Genomic DNA, 23,405 nt, shown 5'->3' on the forward strand with positions numbered 1-23,405 from the left:
ATGGGCGCAGGACACAATCACGGCCCCGCAGCCAGCGAGACCGGGCACCCTGGAGATTTCCGCAAGAAACTCTGGATCGCATTCTCGATCAACGCGACGATCGTCGTCGCCCAGGCCATCGGCTCGGTCATCACCGGCAGCCTCGCACTGCTAACCGACACCGCCCATGCCATCACCGATGCCGTCGGCCTACTGGTCGCACTGATCGCCGGGACGCTGATGCTCAAGCCCGCCAACTCCAAGCGCACCTGGGGGTTCCGACGTATCGAGGTGATCGCAGCCCTCGGACAGTCGGCACTGCTGCTGGTGGTGGGCACGTACGCCGCCATCGAAGGAATCCGGCGACTGTTCGAGCCGCCGGAGGTGCCCGCAAGCGAACTGCTGATCTTCGGCATCATCGGCCTGGTCGCGAACATCATCGCCATCACCATCCTCGCCTCCAGCCGCGGTTCGAACTTCAACATGCGTGCCGCGTTCCTCGAAGTCCTCAACGACGCCCTCGGCTCACTCGGAGTGATCATCGCGGCGATCGTGATCTCCACGACCGGGTTCATGCAGGCCGACGCCATCGCCGGACTGTTCATCGCCACCCTGATGGTGCCTCGCGCGTTCAAGCTGATGCGCGAGACCACCGGCGTCCTCATGGAGTTCACTCCTAAGGGCCTCGACCTCGACAAAGTCCGCTCACACATCCTCGAACTCGACCACGTCCAGGATGTTCATGATCTGCACGCCTCCACTGTGGCGACCGGCCTACCGACCCTGACCGCCCACGTCGTCGTCGACGACGAATGCTTCACCGACGGTCATGCCGCCCAGATGCTCCAAGAGATCAAAGACTGCGTCGCAGGACACTTCGAGGTCTCCGTCCATCACGCAACCTTCCAGATCGAGACCGAGCACATTGCCGAACATGAACCGGAAGTCAGCAAGCACGACTGAACGCAGCGCCCCCTCCCGGGCTCGTACCGGGCGGGGCGCTTCCGCATCACACAGGTAGGCACTACCCCTATGGGGTACTATGGCCAATTGGCACCACGGGCAGGCACGAGAAGGAATCCCATGAAAAACCTCAGGTCATTGCCGAAGTACGGCGGGAAGAAAACCGCTGCAACCACCGTCGTGATCGGCGCTTTCCTGCTCACCGGATGCGCGGCCGCCAACGACTCACCCTCAGCCACCTCGGCCAGCGGAGCCGAGATTCTTGTCGAGAATGGTCTCGAAGGCCTCGACGTGCGGGAGCTGGTCGAAACGCTCGATGCGATCCCGCTGGACGATCGCACGGAGACCTTGACCACGTCGATCACTGCGGAGATGGTCACGCTCACTGATCAGCACGAGCACGCGACAGAGGTGCGGTTGCCCAGTGACGAGATCTACGTATCCGTTGCCCCGTATCGGTCGCAGACCCATGATTGCTACTACCACAGCCCGACCGGATGCCTGGGCGAGCTGCGCAACGCAGACGTGGCCGTAACGGTGACGGATGCGACGACCGGCGAGACGATCGTCGACGAGGAGTTGAGAACCCTCGACAACGGCTTCGTCGGGATCTGGCTGCCCCGAGGCATCGAGACATCGATCTCGATCACCCACGACGGCCAGACCGTCACCTCCGAACTTTCGACCGTCGGCGACGATGCGCAAACCTGCCTGACCACGATGCGACTGGTCTAAAACTAGCACCACGGGAATACCCCCACCGGGTAGGGTGTTGTGATGTGCGCGCGGTCTATCGCACGCGACGTGTAATAGGAAGGAAAGCAGTCCCATGAGCGAAGTCACCACCGTCGACACCCAGGCCTTCGAAGAGGTTGTGCTCCAGAGCGAGGTCCCCGTTCTCGTGGACTTCTGGGCAGCCTGGTGCGGCCCGTGCCGTGCGATCGCGCCGGTCCTGGACCAGATTGCAGCTGAGCAGGATGGAAAGCTCCTCATCGCCAAGCTCAATGTCGACGAGAACCCCGACATCGCCTCACGCTACAACATCAGTTCGATCCCTGTGATGAAGGTCTTCGACAAGGGTGAAATCGTGCGCGAGATCATTGGGGCGATGCCGAAGCCGCAGATCGAGCAACGCCTCGAAGGCATTATCTGAGGCTCGGCCGTCGAACCGTTCCCGAACTCCGCCGACCGTTGCGCGGCAGTTGATGGTCGCCCGACTCAGCGTGATTGCATACGTAATGCAAGACTGCGCAGTGCAACGAGCGCTTGAAGTGGCAGGACCCCGTTACCGAAGGCGGTCTTCTGCTGATTTGCAGTCAGTCCGCCCATCGTGTCGGTAATCCATCTGACTGGCAGATCCATAAGCCATTCCACGAACTCCGGCGACGGGCGTGGCCCTCTGTCCTCGTTCATATACACCAAATACACGGTTTGCAAGAAATTAAGCAGTGTCACCAGAAAAGGGATTCTTCCATGGCACTGCCACCAGAAAAAATTGCTCAGCTTCAAGCAGCCCAAAAGACTGCCCAAGACCGAGAAGTTAATCAAGCAAAAGAACTTATAAACGCCCAAGACATTGGCTACACATCCAAACTCTTCGTCCAAGCATTATTTCCATACCGCAAGACCGACGAAGAAAAACGAGTCATAGAGACAGCACAAGGCCGAATCGTTGTCTACGCCGATGGAGGATTGCCCTACGGCAAATATCCCCGACTAATCATGGCCTACATCGTCACCCGTGCCGTGGAAAACGCAGGAAAGCTCAAAGCAGGCAAAATAGACCTTGAGCAAGCAGTCCGCATCCCTCTCGGACACTCCATGAACCACTTCCTCCAAGCCATCGGAGTAACTGGACGCGGCACAGGTGGCGCAACAGGGAACTTGGCCAATATCCGCGAGCAATTATTGCGCCTGGCTGATGCTCGCGTGACCGTCAAAGAGGACGATGGCGTACGCGCACGTGGTAAACACACTCAAATTATGGATGAATGGGACTTATGGTTTGATGCACGCGACCCTAATCAGGGAAGCTTCATCGAGTCCTACATCAAACTCACGCCACAATTTTTCCAGCACATTGTCGAAGCCCCCATCCCTATCGACCTTGCTGTACTACGCCAGCTCACCAAGCCACGGTCAATGGACATTTATATCTGGCTAACGGTCAAGCAGTTTTGGCTTAGCAAAAACAACCGAGACTCCTACCTTTTTACCTGGGACATGATGGCACAAAGCTTCGCCACCAAAGAGCTAGTATCAGGGCAAGACTGGGTGAACTTCCGCAACGAAATCAAGAAAGCCATCCACGATGTTCAGGCGATATGGCGTAATTGTGGAATAAAAGCCGACCTCGATGGAGTCACCGTCACTAAGACATCTCCCTCAGTTGAGAAAAAACCGCCACGTCCGCAGCTGGATTAATACTCATCAACGAGTGAGCGCCCCCTTGTGGGCGCTTTCTTTATGCCCTGGTCAGGCTGCGCATATTTACCAATACGGCTGCGCATATTTACCAATATCCAAGCAGTTATCCACAGGGCTTGAACTGGGATTTTATCTATTTCCCCTGGTCGCTTATAACTATAAACTGTAGAACTATATCCAGCAGGGGTAAACCAACCAGTCAACGCTAACGCTAACTAGTAAATAAGATTCCATCGTGGCTCACGCCCTCACTAACGTTCGGTTGTGCTGCCGCCCAAATCAAAGATTTGGTTGCCACCGAGACAACCTGGACTACTCACTGACCACAGCCTCCAGGACTACAGATAACCAAAGAATCTTTAAAGAGAACTCTCACAAAGGAACCCCAATAATTTCATCCTTACTGTCAATGCTCACTGGAGTGGGCACGCCCTTGTTACTTTTGTCGAAGCTCCGCAGAATAGTTTGTAGACCGCTCCCTCCCCCCCCCGGACGGTCACTGTCACACTCAAGCCCTGCCTCTAGCCCCTCAGGCAGGGCTTGAGCGATTTAGTGCTTCTTGAGTTGATTCAGCACGAATGCTTCGGCTTCTTCGGTGGCCTGTGTGGACGCTTCCAGCGCTGTAATAAGCGCACGTTGTTGTTGACCATCGAGCCTGTCCCAATCTGCTCGCAGAGCACTGACAATACGTGCGATTGCCATCTCTCCACCACTGAGTGTGCCGTTGTTTGACCCTAACGACGGCACACCAGCTTGGCGCAACAGCTCATCAATTGGGCGAGTCATGACGTTATTGTTGCACACTGCTTCGACATAATCTCCTGGCTTTCGAACAAATGTCTAATAGCCAGAATTTTAAAATAGATCGCCTGGAAAGTGTGGTTTCCGATCTTTATTTTCTGCTGGCCACTGCACCCCATGAAAGGCTAATTCGTCTTTAGTTAGTTGTTCGCCAGCAATGATTTGCTCCAGGAGTTCCTTCTGTTCAGCTTCGAGCTGAATTAAATGGGTAAGCGTAACTAGCAGTTCGTGAAACTGTCTTGACCATTGTGTCGGCCAGCTTGTGGTGATGATGTCATCGAGTGGTGAGGACTTTCTGCCTTTAGGTTTTTTACGGCGATAACCTACCCAGGATTTGATTGTGGAGTTTCCACCCACTGTGTAGTTCCACACGGCTGGTGACACATTCGACCAGCTGCCCTTGCCTAGATAAATAGTTTGGGTTGTCTCGTCGTAGGTAACATCGTCCGGCATTCCAACACCAACGGCAGTGTCATAGGTTGGCAGCGGCAGCGTGCTTTCAACATCAAACAGACTCTTTGCGTTATTCGGTGCGTGCCCACGGTCGCCAAAAGTATGTAGCCAGATAATGAACTGACCAATTTCTACAGCCTTATCCCACAGCTCTACATCGACGGTAAGTGGCACACGATTGCCGCTATAATGCAGTTCTTCATCAAATGCTTCTACATATCCAGGGTGGGCGGAAATACCTGCAATATAAGCAGTAAGTTTTTGTACCGTAATCTCTCTACCGAAGCGCTCCGATAATGCTGCTAGCAGCCCAGGAGCAACGTTAGGTTGACCATCAGGGTGCAACATAGGAAGCGCTCGCCCACCGTCGCTTCCTTTGAAGCTGTTCATATCGGGGATCAAGCTAGAAAACATAAGGCCAGGGCCAGATTTGGGGTGACGCGAATGAAATTCAACTAGGAATACTTGTTCTGAAGAGCGTGCCGCCCATAGATCTGGCCTTGCCCTGTCCAGGACACGACTATCGGCAATGATGTACTGGCGGTCAAAAGACCTATACCCCACTTCAACGATTGTTGGGCGGCTTGGCCACTCCACACTGACCAAGGGGTGTCCAGTGTCTTGTTCAGTATCTAAACCAGGTAAAGGAGATTTTGAAGCATCAATTTTTGTAGAGCTAGTTTCTTTGGATAATTCTCGTTTTCTCTCCAGGCTTGTTTCTTGTATGAGTTCATCCCAACGCTGCTCTAGGATGGCGCGTTCTGGTGCGTACACCCAGGTTTTGTTTGGTTTAACCCCAGGCGCAGTCCATGGATACATATCGTTGAGCGCTGGGTAATGTCCCCATTGCTCATTAGTTTTAGGAGTAAATCCAGCGTCCCAACTATCACCAGTGTCTTGAAAACTGTCACTGTCGAGGTCAAGGTCCCTGAGTTCACTGAACTTTTCTTCCCGAGTGCCATGTAGGTCGATGTATTTAATCTCAGCTGGTTCGGCTTCGTCGTTTTCTTTATTGCGGATAAAAAGGCCGATACCTACGGGCGTTTCGATGTTAAATACGGCGTTTTTTGCAGGTGGTTGCATGCCTTCTGGGGTGAGATTAATAATCCAACCGCGTGAGGTATTACGGCGTATCCATTCGCGCATGCCTTTAAACCCAGGGCCGTTAAGATATCCGGTCGCTTGAAGTGTCCCAGGTTTTGTTCCGTTTGAGTAGATGGGAAAATCTGGAATATGCCAAGAAAATTTGACCAGGATGCGAAGGATCGTGTGGTCCGTCTTGTAGAGGACCGCATCTTGGCGGAAAATATGTCGATGCAAGCCGCGTGCCAGGCAGTAGCCCCAAAGCTGGGGGTGTCATGGCACACAGCCCGTCAATGGACTTTGGCAGGCCCGCCGTGCGGGAAACATCCCAGAACCCGTGCCTGAAGATCTGGCCGCCGAAAACGCGAGGCTTCGCCGTGAAAATCAAGAGCTACGCGACACCAATGAACTTTTAAAGGCTGCCTCAGCTTTTTTCGCGTCGGAACCAGGTCCAAAACGTCGGAAATGATCCGGTTCATCGATGAATACCGGAATCGTTTCTCTGTCGAGTTCATCTGTAAGACGTTGAAAAATAACCGCGCTGGTGGGTTCATCACCTCGCGTGGGTATCGTCAGTCCAAGGCCCGTGGGGTAAGTGCTCGCCGCCTTCGTGATGCTGTGCTGGTTGAACGCATTAGTGCTATCCATCGGGATAATTACGGCATCTACGGTGTGCGGAAAATGTGGCATGCTCTTCATCGTGACGGAATCGATATCGGTCGTGAACAAACCGCGCGGCTGATGCGTCTAGCCGGTGTATCAGGCAAAGGCAAAGGCCGCTCGCCTATGACCACTCGCACACCTCAAAGGCCGGATTTGCGCCCGGACTTGGTGGAGCGAGAATTCAAAGCCGAAGGCCCGAACAAGCTGTGGGTGGCTGATATTACCTACGTGCGCACGAAGAAAGGCTTTGTGTATGCCGCGTTTGTCACCGATGTTTACTCCCGACGGATCGTTGGGTGGGCGTTATCAGATTCCATGCGCACCGAAGCGTTGCCGCTGCAAGCTCTCAACCAGGCGATCGCGTCTGCTGAGGAAACAACAGGTCTCATTCATCATTCGGATCACGGCTCGCAGTATGTCAGCGTTGTCTACAACGAGCGTCTTGCCCAGCACGGGATTGCCGCTTCCACCGGAACTGTCGGGGATTCCTATGACAATGCGCTGGCGGAAAACGTTAATGGTTCCTACAAAAACGAGCTGATCCATACTCGCAGGTGGGATGAGGTTGTCGAGGTGGAAATCGCGACGTTTGAGTGGGTGTCATGGTGGAACGAGACGAGGCTTCACCAAAGCTTGGGATACCGAACCCCGGTCGAAGTGGAAACCGAATTTTGGGACCAGCACCCGCCGCAAGCAATAATAGAAATCAAGGCAAACGCCTAGGAACAAAACCCGGGGCACTTCATATTTAGACCTGTCGTTAACTATCCTTACAGGATAGTAAATGTTCACAGATCCTCTTCAAAGTTTCCATGTTGTTCTTGATGCTCTAACTCATTATGGCTTTTTGATGATGTTGTACCTCCTGTGTGTATATGCGTTCGGTGCTGAGACACCAAAGTAAATCCAGATCTCACGCAGAAGATAGGGATTCGGACGGCGATGAGGTTTAAGACTTGCTGAAACCAACAATCGCTAACGGATTAAACCTCGCTTCGGCAATAGAAAACTTTGAGCTTAATGAAGGCCTTGCCGCTGTATTTTCTACCTACCCGTCCTAAGGATTGAGCTTTATCCGATGAACATGGTTGACAAATGGAATGATCAGGGTTCTGAAAAGGAATAGGATGGCTTCTTAAGCGGTAAAAGATGAGTTTTGGCATAGCACTTACCAGACAAGATCCGATCAAAACCAAAGTGGTGAATCAGTTTTAAACCAAAATCAGCGGGAGCGCTCCTTACAGGTTCTCAACGCAGGGATTTCCGCATAGAGTTAGGGGAATATTGCATTATTTGAACTGTTAGGAACGTAAATGCCCTCTCACCCCGCTAGAGATACCCTCAACATGCTGGCGGAATCTCTGTATGATAAATTTTCCGAAATTAGCGCCTGGGCATCAAACGAACAGGAAATCCGCGAGGAAATCCACGGTCATATCCAACAAGCGCTCAAGGATTTGTATGGAATGGATTTTAAAGCGTCTAGGGCTGAAAAAAATACTTCATTGAAGGGCGCTCCTTCCAGAAGACTAGACAGATCTTATGGCGGTGTGATTGTCGAATGGGAAAAAGACATAAGCACTCCCAGACATAAAGAGCATGCTGCAAACCAAGCTCTTGAATATCTGGAAAATGAGCGACGCAATGCCTCCACTAGGGATGACTATTTTACAGCCGTTGTTTCAGACGGTTCGCAATGGGGATTTCTCATCGTTGATAGCACAGATGACGAACATCAAGATACCTTGTTTGCTCCTCAAGTTGATTTACCCGCCATCCAACGATTCCGGTGGGTCGAAAACTCCCCCTCTGCTTGCAGGCAGTTCCTCGAGTTAGTAGGTTCACACCAAAAGACACCAATTACAGATAAATCATTAACTGCCTTATTTGGGCCGGGATCAACTATTGCCAAAAGAAATATTGCTGCTTTAGCTAAAGCAGCCGGTACTCGTGTTGATGGTGACAGAACAACGACCTTGTACCAGGAATGGCGTCGTGCCCTGGACATCATTTACGGAAACCTTGATAGCCGAGAGTCAGATTTAGCAGATATTGTAAAAGCTGCGTACCAGTTCCCCACAGCGAGCTTACTAGGTGAACAGCTCTTTGTCCTGCATACATATTTCGCCCTAGTAGGCAGGTTGATTGCCACAGAGTTACTTGCAGTGTCTGCAAACTGCCCCGAGGAAGCTCCCTCCACCTGGGGTGCTCTAGATGATGACGCTTTTATCGCAAAACTACAGTCATTAGAGAATGGGCAGCTTCCAGGAGATATTCAGGTTATTAACCTATTTGAAGCTGATCTTTTTTCTTGGTGGGCAGAAGGCGCAGCTGACAATAATTCGTTAAGAACTGAGTTGAGAGAACTTGTGTCCGGTCTCAATAAGTTAGCATTCCCCAGAACTGCATTTGGGCCAGGAAAAGCTGGAGACGTTTTACGAGAACTTTATCAAAGTCTGATACCTCGTCAACTACGCAAGTCTTTAGGTGAGTTCTTGACACCGCATTGGCTTGCTCAAGCCTCTCTGCAAGATTTGGTAGAAGCAGGTGCTCCGATTAAATCTGGTCGTGTTCTTGACCCAACTTGTGGCACCGGTACTTTTCTTCTGCCCATTATTAGTCAACGGTTAAGAGAACTTAAGACTCAAGAGACTATTACAGCTGAGGATATTCAGGCTGTTTTGGATTCAGTTGCCGGTATCGATCTTAACCCGGTCGCGGTTACTGCATGCCGTGTTAACATTGTGCTCGCGCTAGGCGATTTGTCCCTTAATGGCCCTCTCAGCCTCCCAATCTGGAGAGCTGATAGCATTATTGTTCCAGAGCTTACTAAAAACCAGACTGCTATTAGTGGTAACGAAGCGTTACCACAGCATAATTTGTTGAACACTAGTTTGGATGAGCCTTTCACCATCCCGCTTTCTGTGAAGAACAGCCACAAAGTGGCTGAGCTACGTGACATCATCGAATCCTGTATTAGCGATGTGAAGTTGCTTGAGGAAGATGTTGAAGAGTCTAACCAAAGTGTTAACAGTGCACTGGAGCGATTTGTTGAGGAATACGAATATCACTTTTCAGAAAGTGATATGCCGATTGATTTAGACTATTCCTTTGAAGATGACATTACTGTTGCAAAAAATTTGTTCAAGCAAATTGCTGTCCTCGCGCAACAAGGACGCAACGGTGTCTGGGCACGTCTTATTGAAAATGCATACGCACCTGTTTTCGCCGGAAAATTTGATGTTGTAGTAGGTAACCCCCCGTGGATTTCATGGAAAAATTTACCGGCCAGCTGGAGAAATCAAACAGAAGATATTTGGCGCCGTTGCGGCATGTGGGAAGTTGCACGACAGCCTGGCGAAAACTACAGCACGCCCAACGGAGATATAGCAACTTTGGTTTACGCTATCTCCGTATCTAGATACGCTAAACCTGGAGGATACGTTGGTCTCTTAGTCCCTAGAGCTCTTGCCATCGCTGATCCGGGGAGTAAACTTTTCAGGCAGTTCCACCTTGCACCGTCTCCAAGGGACATGGAATTATATCCGACCTCTTTTGACGTTGCGTTCAACCCAGTGTCTATTTCTGACTGGTCTGCTATCGACCCATTTAAGCCGGACGCGTCAACTACTCCCATTTTTCTGATTTCTAAAACAGCAGAAGCTGCATCATTCCCTATTGAGGGTAAAAAATGGAGTAGGAACACTAAATCTGTTATTAAAGCAGATAAATCTAACTGGAAAAGCTACCGGCCTAGTTTGGTGGAAACGGCTGGTAAGTTTATGCCCGTGTCACAGACAGATCCAACCTCTGCTCTTAGTTTCCATAATGCTTCAACGGCGGCACTCATCAACTCAGGGACGAATGCTTATACTTTTGGCAAGGGTCTCGATACTAGAGGGGCTAACGGGGTACTTTTTGTTGAAGTTAGGCGTCATAAAACAGACCTATCTTTGGTAAGAGTTGAAAATGAACCTTCCAGAGGAAGAAATAATTTAGTACAGAAGCAAAGTAGCTTCATCGAGAATGACCTCGTGTACCCGCTAGCTCTAGGTAGAGACCTCGGAGCATGGCATGTATCCCCTTCGGCTCATGTAGTTATCCCGCATGACCCTGAGGAAATAACTCATGCTTTTACACGAAGAGAGTTATCGAGAAAATACAAAAAAACGTATAAGTGGTTAAGCTCAAATGATGAAGTAATGGGCAATAGAAACCCCCCTAGCAAAGCATGGGATTTATCCCTGGAAGGTAAAGATCGTTATAGGGTACAAGGCGTTTCAAAGCATATGATGCAGGAATTTCTTGTAGGCGTGAGGGAAATTGCTGAACGCCCTTCAGCCGCACTGATTGAGGCTACCTATAACGAAGAACTTGGGCGTGTGATCAAACCATTGGTAGATCACAAGCTAAATTTCTGTGCTGTTGGAAGTAGAGAAGAAGGCCTATATCTAGTTGCTATGCACAATTCCACACCAATGCAGGATTTACTCGTTTCATTTATAAGCTCGACCTCAGTATCACCTAAATCCTTGAATAGGCTGCCCATCCCACTTTATGATTCGTCTAATCAACATATGTCTGATCTCGTAGCATTATCGGATGCAATTAATCCAAATGGGCATTTGTCTAGAGACGAAGTGCAAGAAAATTTGGCTTCTCTTCAGCGCGAAATGGACGAGATAGTTCTGAAAATAATCGATGAATTCGAAGGCTATGAACCTCAGCCTACAGCTGAGAAACGCTCGAAAAAAATAGATAGAAGAAAACCTAACACGGAAGACTTTAACGCGCCTCTATTTTAGGCTAAAAGAGCTTCACCAATCTAGCAGATTGGTGAAGCTCTTGACTTTTTAATTTAGGCAGATTGGAAAGAAAGAAGGCTAATCACTGTGATTTATTCTTACGATAGAGCGAAAGAGACTGAAAAGATGATTTCCTCGGTCCGGCCGGAGTTCGATGATCTTGATTTTTGGGCTGAGCAAATCCGTAAAAGACTGAGTACAGATGATTTAGATCAGCACTGTTTATATTTGAGTTCCCGGTTAGAGGAGTTGATGGAGGAAACCACCTCAGGGCATTTGAGTATGGGAGGGGTTGAGCATTCTTTGGAGTTAGCTAAGGTGGCCGAGATTACGAATCATTTAGAAGCGGTCGAAGCAACCTTAGAGGGACGCTAGAACATTCTTATGGTCTCTGATGTTTTAGCAGATCGGTTTTTCTCTCATGTGCTCAAGGGCCCGAAGTCTCATCATTGTTGGCTCTGGTGCGGTGCTGTGGGCGATGACGGGTACGGCCGTTTTTGGGTCAAAGACCCGGTAACGGGTAAACAGCGTGTGTTGCGTGCTCATCGTTTTGCTATGCAGCTTGTGGTGGGCAAGGAGTTAGAGGCACAGGAGTATGTGCTTCATCGGTGTGATAACCCCCTGTGTGTGAAAGCAACCGGGGATGATTCCACGCACCTGCGGTTAGGGGACCATTCTGTGAACATGGTGGAGCGGTCGGCGCGTGGTCGGTCTAATTTTCAGGCTCTTCGTTCGGGAAGTAAGAAGGAACGCGCCGCAGCGGCGCGTTCGGTTCGTGATGCTGTGCTGTCAGGTGGGTATGACCATGAGTTGGTGCAGCGTTTTGTGCGTGATCTTGATGAGGGTCAAGAACTACTTTTTTAAGTCACCTATTGCTGATTAGAAGTGGGAGGCATGCAAGCATCTCGTAGTGTTTCCATTGCTCTCCAAGTCAGAGTCGTGAGCAGATTTAGATCCACTGGGTATTCACCAGGCATGATCTCTGAAGAGACATATCCAGTCCTATTAGGACGCATCAATGGCCAGTATAAACCATGTGCTTGTCCCGACCAGACGTTCCACATCCAAGCTATTTTTTCCTCACCCGTACTATCTTTTATGGAATCTGTATCCGACCCGTAAACATGATCGATAACATAATCCATTGCACGCTTGAGCATTGCTGTGTCAGTAATCTTTTGCCCGGGGTTTTCGCTACGGGGACGTCTTTCTTCTTTATAGTCCAGAAGTACCGCAAATTTTTCTGCCCTTTTGAGGTACATATCTTCACTATAAAAATTAGCGGCTTGCACTTCTCTAAGGTGATCTCTCTGTTCTCCCTCGTCAGTTGGGTGCAAAACATACAAGATAGGCGAAGACGAAATGAGAACCACACGCGAGATAGCAGCGATGCTCTCTAGAGGAACCATCTCTAGTTCTTCGTGGATGCAGCGGTGCATTAAATTGCATAGAAACGTCAGATTGCTGACAGCAGTTTCAGCTGAAGAAAGCAGAATATTCCCGGCGTCGGGCTGGAATGACGAACTATTCACTAAACTAGATACAGGAGAGTTTCTATCCAGCCCATTATCTTGTAAAGATTTTTTTAATTTATTAAAAGTTTCCCATGCCATTTAAGCATTATGGAAGAGATCTTTGTAAGTCTCTTCAGTCGCATTTTCCTGTAAGCCGAACGAATTAGTCATCGGAGTCTTTCCTGTCTACAAAATTTTTAGCAAGCTTACGAACATCACCTGTGGAAATATCTAGACGTGAGGCGATCTCAGAATTATTCACGCCCTCATCCTTGAAACGAGAAACCACCTTCGCCTGTTCAACCTCAGAATCTTTCTCAACCTGAACCAACTGCGCGCGCAACTCTTCAATCTTTGCTTCGTACTCTGCAATCTTCTTCTCAATAGCAGCAGACCCATTGGTCTCAAAAATCTTGAAGAAGTCCTCCGCTAAAGAAATCAGACGTTCTTCACGTTCCTGGAAGGCCTTCGCTGCCTCTAATGCTTTTTTGCGTGCGTTGATAGCGCGGGTACTCTTACGTTCTGCCATGACGAGTAAATCCTTTGAGTGATCTAGAAGTACTGTTCGTTCTTACTTTTGATTCTATCTATTACTGCTGCTGATTAATAGATAAGAAGTCCAGGGAAAAGGGCATCTTCGCAAGCTCAGCTGGCTGTGTCTTCTGCCGTAGCAAGCACAGCTTTTCAGCCCCGGCTCACAGACCACAGGTCACGGCACGACCCACGGTGGTAAAGGTTCGGGCTGAAAACCGTGTGCGCTACGGGTCCCACCTGCTGGCATCAAAGTGTACGCTCACGCCCTCACACCGCAATACCTTCGATACCCCCGCCGTGTCCAAAAATTATTCGTCCCTTTATCTCGGTGTGCTCGTTCCTCGCACCCCAGGGGGGAATAATTTCTGGACACGGCGGGGTCATCTCCAGCAGAGCACCAGGGGACAAATATTCTTCGGCGCTTCGCTTATTTCCTCAGAATATTTGCGCCCCGGCACTCCCCATCCGGGTTGCAGTGCATCGGTCTTAGAGCTTCGCACTTTTCTTGCCAGCAGGGAAACGGTACAGGTTGAGAACAGCTCAACCATTCCCGCCGGCACAAGAAACAAGGAGAAAACACCATGACTCAGGTTATTGTTTCCCGCACCATGCACCCCAGTGCATTCGTTGTTCGTTCATTGCGCTACCAGCTACAAAAGGCGATCCTGAAATCTCCAGAACAGGGCGTGGCTTATTTTCATTCATCGGTAGGTCGCCTCTGGCTTAACGCCCATTGGGTCGGTGAATACACTTCAGTTACTTTGTCCGGTGCTCATGCTGATATTCCGACCCGGAAAATTTTAGCGGTGGGCAATGAGGTGGAAGAAGGAATGGATATTTTTCTTGACCTTCATAAGCAAGCGAGCCGGTTAGAGATTAATGAAGTGGTAGAGACAATGTGCTGGGAAGATGATGCACACGCTTTTATTTCTGCGGTAGCTACCAAGTTCAATCTTTTAGGGTGTGGGTATTTCACCCAAGAAGATGTCGAGAAGGGGTTAGAGTGGAAAATGTCTCAGTCTGAGTTTCAGGAGTTGAAGCAGGACTTACGAGAGTTTCATAAGTCTTCGGGTACTTCTCAAAAGTGCTGGAGCACAATTCTTCAGAACTCTATCTAAAGATAAGAAAGGTATGTTCCGGGCTAAGTTTTACAGATAGAACTAGTATCTATAACTCTCAACAACGGAACATACCTAGCGGTCACGGCGTCCGCCCCACCTTATCGGTGGGGCGGACGCTTCGCGTTCGCGTGTTCGATTTTACACAGTCGGCACACTTTGCGGTAGTGCACAACCTATGGACAGCACCAGTTCACTCTTGTGCTCGTTCCTCGCACGTTCCCTGGTTGCTACTGCCCACAGGTTGCACACACGCACCGTTCAGCCCTGATGCACAACTGCGATCTCAAAGAGCCTCTCGTATTTCCCCCGCAAGCTCCTCCACACTCGATTCTCTTTTCGCTCTCAGTGCACACAGGCTGGCCTCTGGTGCAAAATCGCGTCACTATCGTTCCGGACTCTTAGAGCTTCATATCTTCTTCGATATGCGCCGTGCTCTTGTGCGTCGTTCGTTCCTCACTGGCACATTACATGGCGCGCATATCAAACAAGCTACCAACGCCTGGTGCTGTGCACTTGCCCTCTTTTCGCAGACGTTTCTTCGTCGTTCCTCCTCAGAACCTGTGTCTGCTCTTTTCGAGCACAGCATCACTCATTTCTCGCTCTATTTATCGTTACACCTCATGCATCCAATAAATCAGGAACTGCTATTATGATTAAGTAAGAATAACGACCTGCTAAAATATAAGCCATGATGACCGTGCATAAGCTCTCAGCCGGAGAGGGGTTTAAGTACTACACCAGTGAAGTAGCCACTGGCGACGTACTACGCGACCCTAACCGCGCCCTGGGTGATTACTACACGGTCGAGGGCATGCCGCCGGGTCAATGGCTAGGCTCTGGTGCTGCATCTTTAGCCCTAAGCGGTGAAGTCACAGAAGAACAGATGGGCGCTCTTTTCTCCGGAAACGCGCTACCAATAACCACCCATGAGTTGTCACAACTGTTAGCTTCTGCGCCGAATCAGTCTGAATTTATCCGTCATACGGTCATGGAAAAAGCACGGGTAGAAGCAGCAGAGAAAGCATGGAAAATTCATGTTTTATTGCGCCAAGGTAAGAACCAAAATGAGATCTCAGAAGAAATTTCTCAAGAGAAGAAATGCGCACCACGCACTGTTAGCTATCGTCTAGAGCAATACAAAAATGCTGGTAACGACTTCGCTAAAGGAACTGATGAGCGGTACTTTGATGCGTCTCTTCTACCTGAACTCAAGCGTGAGTTTATAGCCAACTATTCGATGACTGAGGCTGAATCAGCCCGCGCACGAACCACCGCTGAACGCGAAGTCAAAGCCGCAAAATCTCTAAAGAGTGCAGCAGAAACCCCACACACTTTTGAGACCAAAACACCTTTTATCAAACGTCTTGAAGAAGAACACGCACGTTTTAACCGGCAAAACTCCCGTGAACCTAATAAGGGTGAAAAGCGTGAAATCCTCAACCGCGTAGGCGGGCAAATGTTCCGGGAAGAGCACCGCCGCTCCCCCAGAACCAACGAAGAATTCACCCGTTGGGTAGCGTCCCAACGCAAACCCAAACAACAAACTGTTGCCGGTTTTGACCTGGTATTCACCCCCACTAAGTCGGTTTCTATCGCTTGGGGATTGGGTGATGAACGTCTACGCAGAGGTATCGAAGCAGCGCATGAGAGGGCTATCGCTGATGCACTGACCTACCTGGAAGATAACGCTGTGTACACTCGTCGTGGTGCCGCTGGTATTCGTCAGGAAGAAACAAAATCAGGGTTGATTGCTACCAAGTTCCGTCATTATGATTCCCGTGAAGGCGACCCCAACCTACACGACCACCTGGTGATTGCGAACAAGGTACAAGGCAAGGACGGTCGTTGGCTTACCCTTGATGGGCGGATGCTCTACGCTCATAATGTTGCCGCTTCTGAGCTCTATAATTCCAAGATTGCTGAGTACATTCACGCTGACCTTGGCTTGGAATTTGTGGGCAATGAGCGTAAGGGCCGGAAGATTTACGAACTGGCAGGTATCAACCCAGAGACCATTAACGCCTTCTCTTCTCGTCGTACTCAGGTGAAGAAAACCTTGGCTGAGTTAGAGAAAAAATACATTGAAGAGCACGGTTACGCACCCAATGAAAAGGCACGGATTAAGCTCTCTCAGCGAGCAACGTTGGCTACTCGTCCGCATAAATCTGAAGCGCGTTCCTTGGCTGAATTGCACGATGTATGGACACAGAGCGTTTCTGATAAGGGACTGAATCTTCCTACTAACGAAGCCCTTCTTCCTCATCTTCAAAGCGCATCGACCCAGCACGCAGCAGCCGTGATTGAAGGTGTCTCCCAAGCCCTCGCCACCTCCGATATGGAACACGCGGCCAACATCATTGAACGCCTAGAGCAGACCCGTTCGACCTGGAAACGTACCCACATTGAAGCAGAAACCCTCCGCTACTTCCGCGACGTGACCAGTGGTCCTGGTGTAGACGAGACCAAGTTCAAGAACACCGTTGCCGCCACCGTTGAACAGTCAGTAGCCCTCAACGACTTCGCACAAGATAAGCATCTACCAGATAATTCTTTGCGTTCAGACGGGTCCAGCGTCTACCGCCGGGCGGATGCCGAACTGTTTTCCTCCACTGGTATTTACCAGGCAGAACGAAACGTTGTTACGGCCGCAACCAGTGAAAAAATTATCCCAGCGGCAACGAATGACCTCTTTGACGCTCAACGTGATTACCTCAAAGCAAAGGGTGGTCTGCTCTCCTCTACCCAGGAAGGTATGGCGCGCGCCTTCGTCACTGACGAACGTCTCTTAGTCGTGGGTATCGGCCCCGCTGGTGCAGGTAAGACCACCTCCATGAAGGTTGCTGTAGACACCGTGCACGCCACGGGCCAGCGCGTTTTTGGTCTAGCACCAACAGCAGTTGCAGCGTCAGTGATGAAGAATGAGTTGGGAATTGAAGCGTCCACAATCGCTTCTTTCGTGGGAGACAATTCTCTTATCTCTTCCCAGGTAAAATCTGGGGACATGATTCTCATTGATGAGATCGGCATGGCCACCACACCCGACTTAGCCAAGATTCTCGATACCGCCCGCGACAAAGGCGCATCCGTTCGTGGCATCGGTGACTACCGCCAGCTTTCCGCTATCGGTTCTGGCGGAGCACTGCGACTGATTGAATCCAAGGCCGGGGCTATCTATCTCGAAGACGTCTTCCGCTTCAAGAATAAGGAGGAGGCAGCGGCCTCTCTTGCGCTCCGTGAACCATCCCTTGTGGGTGAGGACAAGCCCTTTAGCTGGTATCTGGACAACGGGCGTATTACCGCAGGTAACAAAGAAGGCATGGTGGCTGATGTCTTCGCCGCCTATACTGCCGATGTTGCGGACGGTAAGAACTCGCTCATGTTGGCCGGGACTAATGAGGATGTTAAAGCACTGAATGTTCTAGGGCAGAACGCCGCGATAGCCGCTGGAACAGTGCAGGAATCCGAGTCTAAGAGTGTGCTACTGGATGACGGAACCTGCGCATATGTAGGAGATAAGGTTCTTACTCGAAAGAACAACTACCAGCTGAAGACTAACCAGGGCAAAGACTTCGTGAAGAATGGAGACCTCTGGGAAATCCGGGCTATCGCAGAAGACGGAGCTCTACTTCTTCAGCATACTAACCACCGCGGCATGGTGGGTGTGCCAGCGGAATACGCCGGCGAATACGTCCAGTTGGGTTACGCATCTACTATCAACCGTGCCCAGGGTTCGACCGTGGACACCACCCACGCCGTGGTCGATGCTTCGACCGATAGAGCAGCCGCCTATGTTGCGCTCTCCCGTGGCAGGGAATCCAATAAGCTCTACGTTGCTACCGATGAGAGCACTAGCCGCGACGACGTACTGGCTGCTATTACCGCTAACTTTGACCGTAACCTCTCCTTCCACGAAGAGACAGCGGCCCAGCGGACAGCCGAACGGAACGTGGCAACCCGCTTAGCTCGTTACGATGACCTGGCAACCGGGGCGATGGAATCAGCCATGAAGAATGTCGTCATCAAATCCATTGGTGAGGACGCTGCGCAGCCTATTTATACCGCTGATGGATGGGGCGCACTAGCGAACGAACTCGCTAAAACTTACCGGGGCGGACTCGACCCCGAGGCGGTCTTCACTCGCGCCTGGCAGCAGAACCCACTCGATGACGCCGAAGATATTGCCGCTGTTCTTCAATGGCGCGTGGCCGGAGTCCGTGAGCGAGATGAATCCCTGCGAGAGCGTTTTGGTGAAGACGTGCGCCCCTTGGCTCATATCCCCGACGAATCCTTAGAGAAGCTGATTGAAACAGCCAAAAAGCGCACTACTCCCCTATCTGAGATAGAGATTGAGGATAAGCGTTGGGCAACCCGCGACTACGCTCTAGTGAAAACTGACCGGTTACGCGAAATGCTCACCACCACCAACAAAGCCTTGGAGGCGAACGAGCGAACCGACCCCAAGACCGCCGCCCACATCACCGAGAACATGAATCTCATGCAGTCGGAGATCACCCGCCGCCGCTGGTCCTCCCCCGAACAGAAACATGTGGAAGCTATCGTCCGAGGTGAGAAACCCCGTTCGGGCCATGACTTCACGATTCTGAACGCCTTGCAATGGGAGAAGACCGTTCGTGATGAGGTACTTGTCCCCACCGTTGAAACTAAAGACTTCAAGCCTGAGCGGGTTACTAAGGGTGTGAGTGGCTATTCCCTGGATTCCTTCTGGGAATACGACCGCTATACGCCCGAGTCTATGCAGCGTGTTCTCAAAGTTGAGCACGCACAGGTTAAGGATTTGGTGCAGTTGCGGGGTCAGCAGATCGCGGCGGAGAAACCCGCCTGGGCACAGAGCTTGGGTGAAGTACCGGCTCATGAGCGCAACGCTAAGCACTGGTATCGGGTTGCCGCTGAGGTTGAAGCTTTCCGGCAGAAATACAAGGTCCCCGATGGTGACCGCCAGACTGTGCCAAAGTCTCTGATTCGTCCGGGAAACAGGGGCGACTACCTGGCCCAGCAGGTCACTGAGGTACATAAGCGCTCTCGTCTGTCTTCGACTCTGAAATCTAGTGTGGAGAACAAGCTCTCCGCATCCGGTACTGAAATGCAGGTGCGGGCAGCAGAGAAACCTACCCAAGCCGAAAAACTCATGGGACAACGCGGCATCAGACAAGCCACACCAGCAAAAGGTGAGAACATGCAGCAGGTTAATAATCTGTGGAGTCAGTTAGAGGATGCTTACCGTGCAGAGCAACAAGCTAAAGCGCAACTTGCTTCAGCCACCGAAGCACTGGCACAATCCCAAGCCTCCTACCGTGCAGCACAGCAAAACGCCCAAGCACGCGCAGAACAGCTCATGCAGAATATGGCCTCTGATTATGCCCCAGTGCAGCAAGCACAGGCGCGGGTCGAGGATGCTAGTTTCTTCACTCGTGGTGGTCGTGAGCGTGAGCTTGAGGCAGCCCAACGAGCTTTTGCTGAAAAGTATGGTGTAACTGAAGTACCTGGTGAGGGAGAGCGTTCCTGGATGATGAATGACCCTGAGTATGCGGCAGCTTCTCGTACTGTGGAGGACTTGGGTTCACAGGTGAAGAGCACCCAGGCTGATGTTGATGCGGTGCAGGGCGTATTTGAGTCTGCTCATGCTCGTCGTGAGGATGTGTACACCGATTATGCTCAGGTCCGCGATAGTAATCCGGAGACCGCTATTGTCAGCGAGGATATGACTCCTGCTCAGGTCAGAGAGCTTCGTTCTTCTCGTTGGCGTGTGGATGAGACTCTACTCGGTGTTGGTATTCGACCTGACTTCGCAAAAATCTCGCGTTCCTCTGGAACTTTTCATGAAGAAGAAAACAAGCAAAGACACCCGGTTTCGGTGAGGGATTTGCAAGCTCAAATTAACCAGCAGAAACATGAACAACAGCACGAGGATTCATGGGATGCCGAGCTTCAGACAAGCCGAGGTTTGCATCGTTAAAACACATTTATTGTAGAGAAAAGGGTGAACCCTCAGAGGGGTTCACCCTTTTCTCTACAATAAAAACTTAGTTAGCTAAGCTGCTTGACGGCATCTCCTACCGTGATGTTTTTACTGAGCACCGTGACAGATTCTGTATCTCGGTTCCAGGACACCAGAACCCCTGATGCATCTTCAATGTTCAAACGGTGATGTTCATGTTCAGGGAAAGCTACAGTTACTACTTCCTGATCTTTTACCAAGTTGCCGTTTATATCTTTTGCTTCCCAGATGTCAGCCCCTTTAGGAGGATGATTATCTCCCTCTGGAAAAGCCCACCCCTTCTTTAACTCGGGATATGCATCGTAAAACTCTTTTGTTGATGCATAAGTTTCAAAGGATGAAAAGTTTTTAAAAACCATCTTCACATCACCTTTCTATCGTGTGATTTCAATCATAACTTTGGAAGTTTTATCGGTCTATAGGCGTTAAGAATTCGCTTCAACATCTTGTGCCATAAACTGACTCATCCCCGCATCATCATCACGTACCTGACCATCCCCGTATACCGTATGCTCACCCTTCTTAGAACAAGAATCTGAGAGTAGCGCTACCTTATCCATCGTGGGCCAAAAATAACGGCGGTGAAAATCGGCCATCTTCGCATTGGGTTTCTTGGCGTTGAACGAGGCCGCCCGCCAAGCCGCCCACAACCCGGTCAGCTCTTCGACGATAGCCCCATGCCGATACCAGCACGGGATAATCTGTTTACTGCGATAATCCGCAAAATATCGGTGGTTAATCCACGAAACGAAGTTAGTTAGTTCTTCCCAGAGCATCGTGCGGTCTTCGCCGGTGACATAACGCCAGGACCAGAACACCGGTTTGTCTTCAGATTTTTCCTTGAACTGATCTAATAGCCATGTGATGCTTTGTTCTTGCTCTTGTAGCTGTCCCGAATGGGCAGCGACTGTTTGCACGATTTCTAGCATGACCGCAGGAATCGCCGGAGAAGAATCTGAGGTCATCGTGTTTCCTAGGTCCGCCGTCTCGTCCTCTTCAGGTTCTTGCTCATCAGAGGGAAAATCGTAGGGAGGTTCCTCTCTTTCCTGATACGGGGGAAGATGCTCGCCAGGGTGAACCTCATCGGCTAAAAAGTCCGGTTCTTCTGGTGCATAGGATAGGTCTTCATCCTCATAAGGATTCATCAGTGATTTCTCCGTACCTTATTGTTGGTTCAGGTTGAGGTTCAACTCGTTCAATTTCGGGTCACGACCACACGAAACAGCAGTCTCATACCGCAAAGCCTGGATATGTGCCCCGTCTTCCCTCTCCCAATAAGCATTCATAGATACATGGATAGGGGCCAGGTTGCGATAACGTAGCAGCGCCGTACCAGCAGGAAGCTCGTTAATATCTTTGGCTGTCATCACCTGCTTCTCATCCAATGAATATGAGGTGGAAGAGGCACCGCGCTCTGAACGAGTCCGAGACGAACGTTCCAAATCGTATTCACCGACGAGTTTGGCTAATTCTTCGGTGTACTGGTTAATACCCAACCCAGGGAAATAATATTTAGCGTTAGCTGAGTTCATGATTTCCTTGGCCTGTGCTTGTCCCCAGCGGTCCACAATCTGCTCGGGGTCCTGAGCGAAAATCATCACCGAAATACCGTTACCACCGGTGGTAGTCACCAGTGAGCCCATTTCTGGGAAAGCTGCAAGGTTCGGGGCCTCATCCAGCACCGCAGTAAAGGGCGGCCAGAATCGGCCTCCTGGTTTTTTCACTGATTCACGCCGGGCGGTTTCAATGACTTCAGCGGCGAACATCGACACCAAAGGCCCGATGCCCTTATGAGCGGCAGGGTCAGCCAGAAGATACAGACCATCACGGCTATTGACGAAGGCTTCAAAATCGAACGCCTCACCTGCGGGAGCATTCATCTGTTTCATAACCCGTGGAATTGACAGAGGCTCTAGTAGCTCAGAGAGGGCTTGTTTGACGGCGAAGTTCCCATCATCACCACCGCGTGAGACAAGGTTAGCCATATAAGCACCAACGGCGCGCACCCCAGGGGTATCTTGGTAGTTGCGAATAATATCGGTGATGGAATCGCTTTCGAGATTATGTGCCCATTCCAGCACATCTTCCATGTCTTTACCGGAGACAGCAGCCAAGAAGAAAAGACGACCCAAGATATTGCCAGCACGAGTATTAAACCAATCCCCACCTTTGACGCCCTTCATCGGCTGAGCACCAGCCCAAGCCTTACCACGACGCAGGGCAACCTCAATATCTTCGGCACCAGCAATAGGATTCCACCGGGCTACCCGGTTCCAACCGGACATATTAAAGACATCAAAAACCCAAGTCTTCCGGTCCCCTGCCTCCTCAATAGAACCGGCCGTAATATCAAACAGGTCAGGACGGGTAGAAGTAGCCATGAAAGCCGCAGGAGTATCCAAAATACGCCCTGAGGCAAGACGGGCAGACTTACCCGAACGAGGCGGAGCAATCACAACCGTCGTGTCTTCAGACTGACCAAAGAGCTCTTTCTTCTCCACCACTGTCTTACCCAAAGGCACAATCAGCATGGATTCAGGCAAAGCATCAATCTTGGCCGCAAGTTCCTTCTTCTCTTCCTTAGTGGCCTTGGGCGGAATCAGCAAGGACCGCAAGGGCACCTTGGCAGATTCTAAAGCAGCTTTCTTACTCAAAGTGTCCTTGACTTGAGCGTAGGAGGTGCGGTGAGCGGTCGCTGTTTGTTCCCGTCGAGTGCGTCCCTTGCCTTTCTTCGCATTTGAAGAAAACAGTAGTCCCAGCAGAAAGAGAACACCAACCAGCAGCCCAATCAGCAGGGCGAAGAAGACATAAGCCATTTTTCCCACCTGCGCCCCCGCCGGGAACCCCGCCACCGGATTCGTCGGTGAGGAAATCAAAGCGCTAGTTGTCTCAGCCAGCGTCGGCGCTACCCCGCCGCTCACACCCGCATTAGCCAGCACCGCCAGATGGAAAAGTAACAGAGCGCCAGCAAGGAGAATGAAGAGCGCCATAAAGGGCGGAATACCCTTGGAAGAAGACCGCCGTGCAGTATTCGAAGCCATGATAA

At 50.7% G+C, this 23,405-nt stretch carries 18 protein-coding genes and 1 pseudogene; 11 read left to right on the forward strand and 8 right to left on the reverse strand.

Going from position 1 to position 23,405, the window contains the following annotated elements:
- The 3 genes from IDM48_RS11320 (at nt 1) to trxA (ending at nt 2,095) form a co-directional block, all read left to right on the forward strand.
- Entirely contained in the window at nt 1–942 is a 942-nt protein-coding gene (locus IDM48_RS11320; protein ID WP_151148006.1) for a cation diffusion facilitator family transporter, read from the forward strand.
- 120 nt (nt 943–1,062) lie between these two features.
- On the forward strand, nt 1,063–1,677 hold the full coding sequence (locus tag IDM48_RS11325) for a CueP family metal-binding protein (protein ID WP_180965366.1): 615 nt from the start codon (nt 1,063–1,065) through the stop codon (nt 1,675–1,677).
- A 94-nt stretch (nt 1,678–1,771) separates the two neighbouring features.
- Nucleotides 1,772–2,095 carry a thioredoxin gene (gene trxA / locus IDM48_RS11330; protein ID WP_099299417.1) on the forward strand — a complete coding sequence of 108 codons (324 nt, stop codon included), beginning with the start codon at nt 1,772–1,774 and terminating at the stop codon, nt 2,093–2,095.
- Between the two features lie 65 nt (nt 2,096–2,160).
- Here trxA and IDM48_RS11335 read toward each other — a convergent pair whose 3' ends face one another.
- On the reverse strand, nt 2,161–2,304 hold the full coding sequence (locus tag IDM48_RS11335) for a hypothetical protein (RefSeq protein WP_202939943.1): 144 nt from the start codon (nt 2,302–2,304) through the stop codon (nt 2,161–2,163).
- Between the two features lie 111 nt (nt 2,305–2,415).
- On the opposite strand from IDM48_RS11335, the gene IDM48_RS11340 reads away from it, so the two are divergent.
- The gene (locus tag IDM48_RS11340; protein WP_099299418.1) at nt 2,416–3,366 is read left to right on the forward strand and encodes a replication protein RepA; all 951 of its coding nucleotides are present in this window, start codon (nt 2,416–2,418) and stop codon (nt 3,364–3,366) included.
- Between the two features lie 552 nt (nt 3,367–3,918).
- Here IDM48_RS11340 and IDM48_RS11345 read toward each other — a convergent pair.
- Together IDM48_RS11345 and IDM48_RS11350 are read right to left on the reverse strand one after the other, a co-directional pair.
- Nucleotides 3,919–4,155 (reverse strand): antitoxin, encoded by a 237-nt coding sequence (locus IDM48_RS11345; protein WP_144691027.1) that lies wholly within the window; start codon nt 4,153–4,155, stop codon nt 3,919–3,921.
- Nucleotides 4,156–4,224: 69 nt separating this feature from the next.
- Entirely contained in the window at nt 4,225–5,769 is a 1,545-nt protein-coding gene (locus tag IDM48_RS11350) for a type ISP restriction/modification enzyme (protein WP_202939944.1), read from the reverse strand.
- Between the two features lie 62 nt (nt 5,770–5,831).
- Between IDM48_RS11350 and IDM48_RS11775 the strand changes: the two are divergent.
- From IDM48_RS11775 to IDM48_RS11370, 5 genes and pseudogenes are all read left to right on the forward strand, one after another.
- A pseudogene (locus IDM48_RS11775) lies at nt 5,832–6,051 on the forward strand (hypothetical protein).
- Nucleotides 6,052–6,171: 120 nt separating this feature from the next.
- Nucleotides 6,172–7,092: an IS3 family transposase gene (locus IDM48_RS11355; protein WP_310886190.1), complete on the forward strand. Its 921-nt coding sequence runs from the start codon at nt 6,172–6,174 to the stop codon at nt 7,090–7,092.
- Nucleotides 7,093–7,682: 590 nt separating this feature from the next.
- Nucleotides 7,683–11,174: an Eco57I restriction-modification methylase domain-containing protein gene (locus tag IDM48_RS11360; RefSeq protein ID WP_202939945.1), complete on the forward strand. Its 3,492-nt coding sequence runs from the start codon at nt 7,683–7,685 to the stop codon at nt 11,172–11,174.
- Between the two features lie 87 nt (nt 11,175–11,261).
- Nucleotides 11,262–11,549 carry a hypothetical protein gene (locus IDM48_RS11365; protein ID WP_202939946.1) on the forward strand — a complete coding sequence of 96 codons (288 nt, stop codon included), beginning with the start codon at nt 11,262–11,264 and terminating at the stop codon, nt 11,547–11,549.
- A gap of 9 nt (nt 11,550–11,558) precedes the next feature.
- Nucleotides 11,559–12,038 (forward strand): HNH endonuclease, encoded by a 480-nt coding sequence (locus IDM48_RS11370; RefSeq protein ID WP_202939947.1) that lies wholly within the window; start codon nt 11,559–11,561, stop codon nt 12,036–12,038.
- A 5-nt stretch (nt 12,039–12,043) separates the two neighbouring features.
- Here the strand turns inward: IDM48_RS11370 and IDM48_RS11375 are convergent, their stop codons facing one another.
- Entirely contained in the window at nt 12,044–12,787 is a 744-nt protein-coding gene (locus tag IDM48_RS11375) for a hypothetical protein (RefSeq protein WP_202939948.1), read from the reverse strand.
- A 64-nt stretch (nt 12,788–12,851) separates the two neighbouring features.
- Nucleotides 12,852–13,217, reverse strand: a complete 366-nt coding sequence (locus tag IDM48_RS11380) for a hypothetical protein (RefSeq protein WP_202939949.1) — start codon at nt 13,215–13,217, stop codon at nt 12,852–12,854.
- Between the two features lie 586 nt (nt 13,218–13,803).
- On the opposite strand from IDM48_RS11380, the gene IDM48_RS11385 reads away from it, so the two are divergent.
- A complete protein-coding gene (locus IDM48_RS11385; RefSeq protein ID WP_202939950.1) occupies nt 13,804–14,340 on the forward strand; it encodes a hypothetical protein in 537 nt (178 codons plus the stop codon).
- Between the two features lie 691 nt (nt 14,341–15,031).
- Nucleotides 15,032–20,317 carry a MobF family relaxase gene (mobF, locus tag IDM48_RS11390; RefSeq protein WP_202939951.1) on the forward strand — a complete coding sequence of 1,762 codons (5,286 nt, stop codon included), beginning with the start codon at nt 15,032–15,034 and terminating at the stop codon, nt 20,315–20,317.
- Nucleotides 20,318–20,388: 71 nt separating this feature from the next.
- Here mobF and IDM48_RS11395 read toward each other — a convergent pair whose 3' ends face one another.
- The 3 genes from IDM48_RS11395 to IDM48_RS11405 form a co-directional block, all read right to left on the reverse strand.
- Complete coding sequence (locus IDM48_RS11395) at nt 20,389–20,718, reverse strand: hypothetical protein (protein WP_202939919.1); 330 nt, start codon at nt 20,716–20,718, stop codon at nt 20,389–20,391.
- A gap of 66 nt (nt 20,719–20,784) precedes the next feature.
- Nucleotides 20,785–21,504 carry a DUF4913 domain-containing protein gene (locus IDM48_RS11400; RefSeq protein WP_202939920.1) on the reverse strand — a complete coding sequence of 240 codons (720 nt, stop codon included), beginning with the start codon at nt 21,502–21,504 and terminating at the stop codon, nt 20,785–20,787.
- Between the two features lie 18 nt (nt 21,505–21,522).
- Nucleotides 21,523–23,400: a type IV secretory system conjugative DNA transfer family protein gene (locus IDM48_RS11405; protein WP_202939921.1), complete on the reverse strand. Its 1,878-nt coding sequence runs from the start codon at nt 23,398–23,400 to the stop codon at nt 21,523–21,525.
- Nucleotides 23,401–23,405 lie beyond the last annotated feature (5 nt).

The sequence above is a fragment of the Rothia amarae genome (genome assembly GCF_014705945.2).
In the GTDB taxonomy this organism is placed as follows: Bacteria; Actinomycetota; Actinomycetes; order Actinomycetales; family Micrococcaceae; genus Rothia; species Rothia amarae.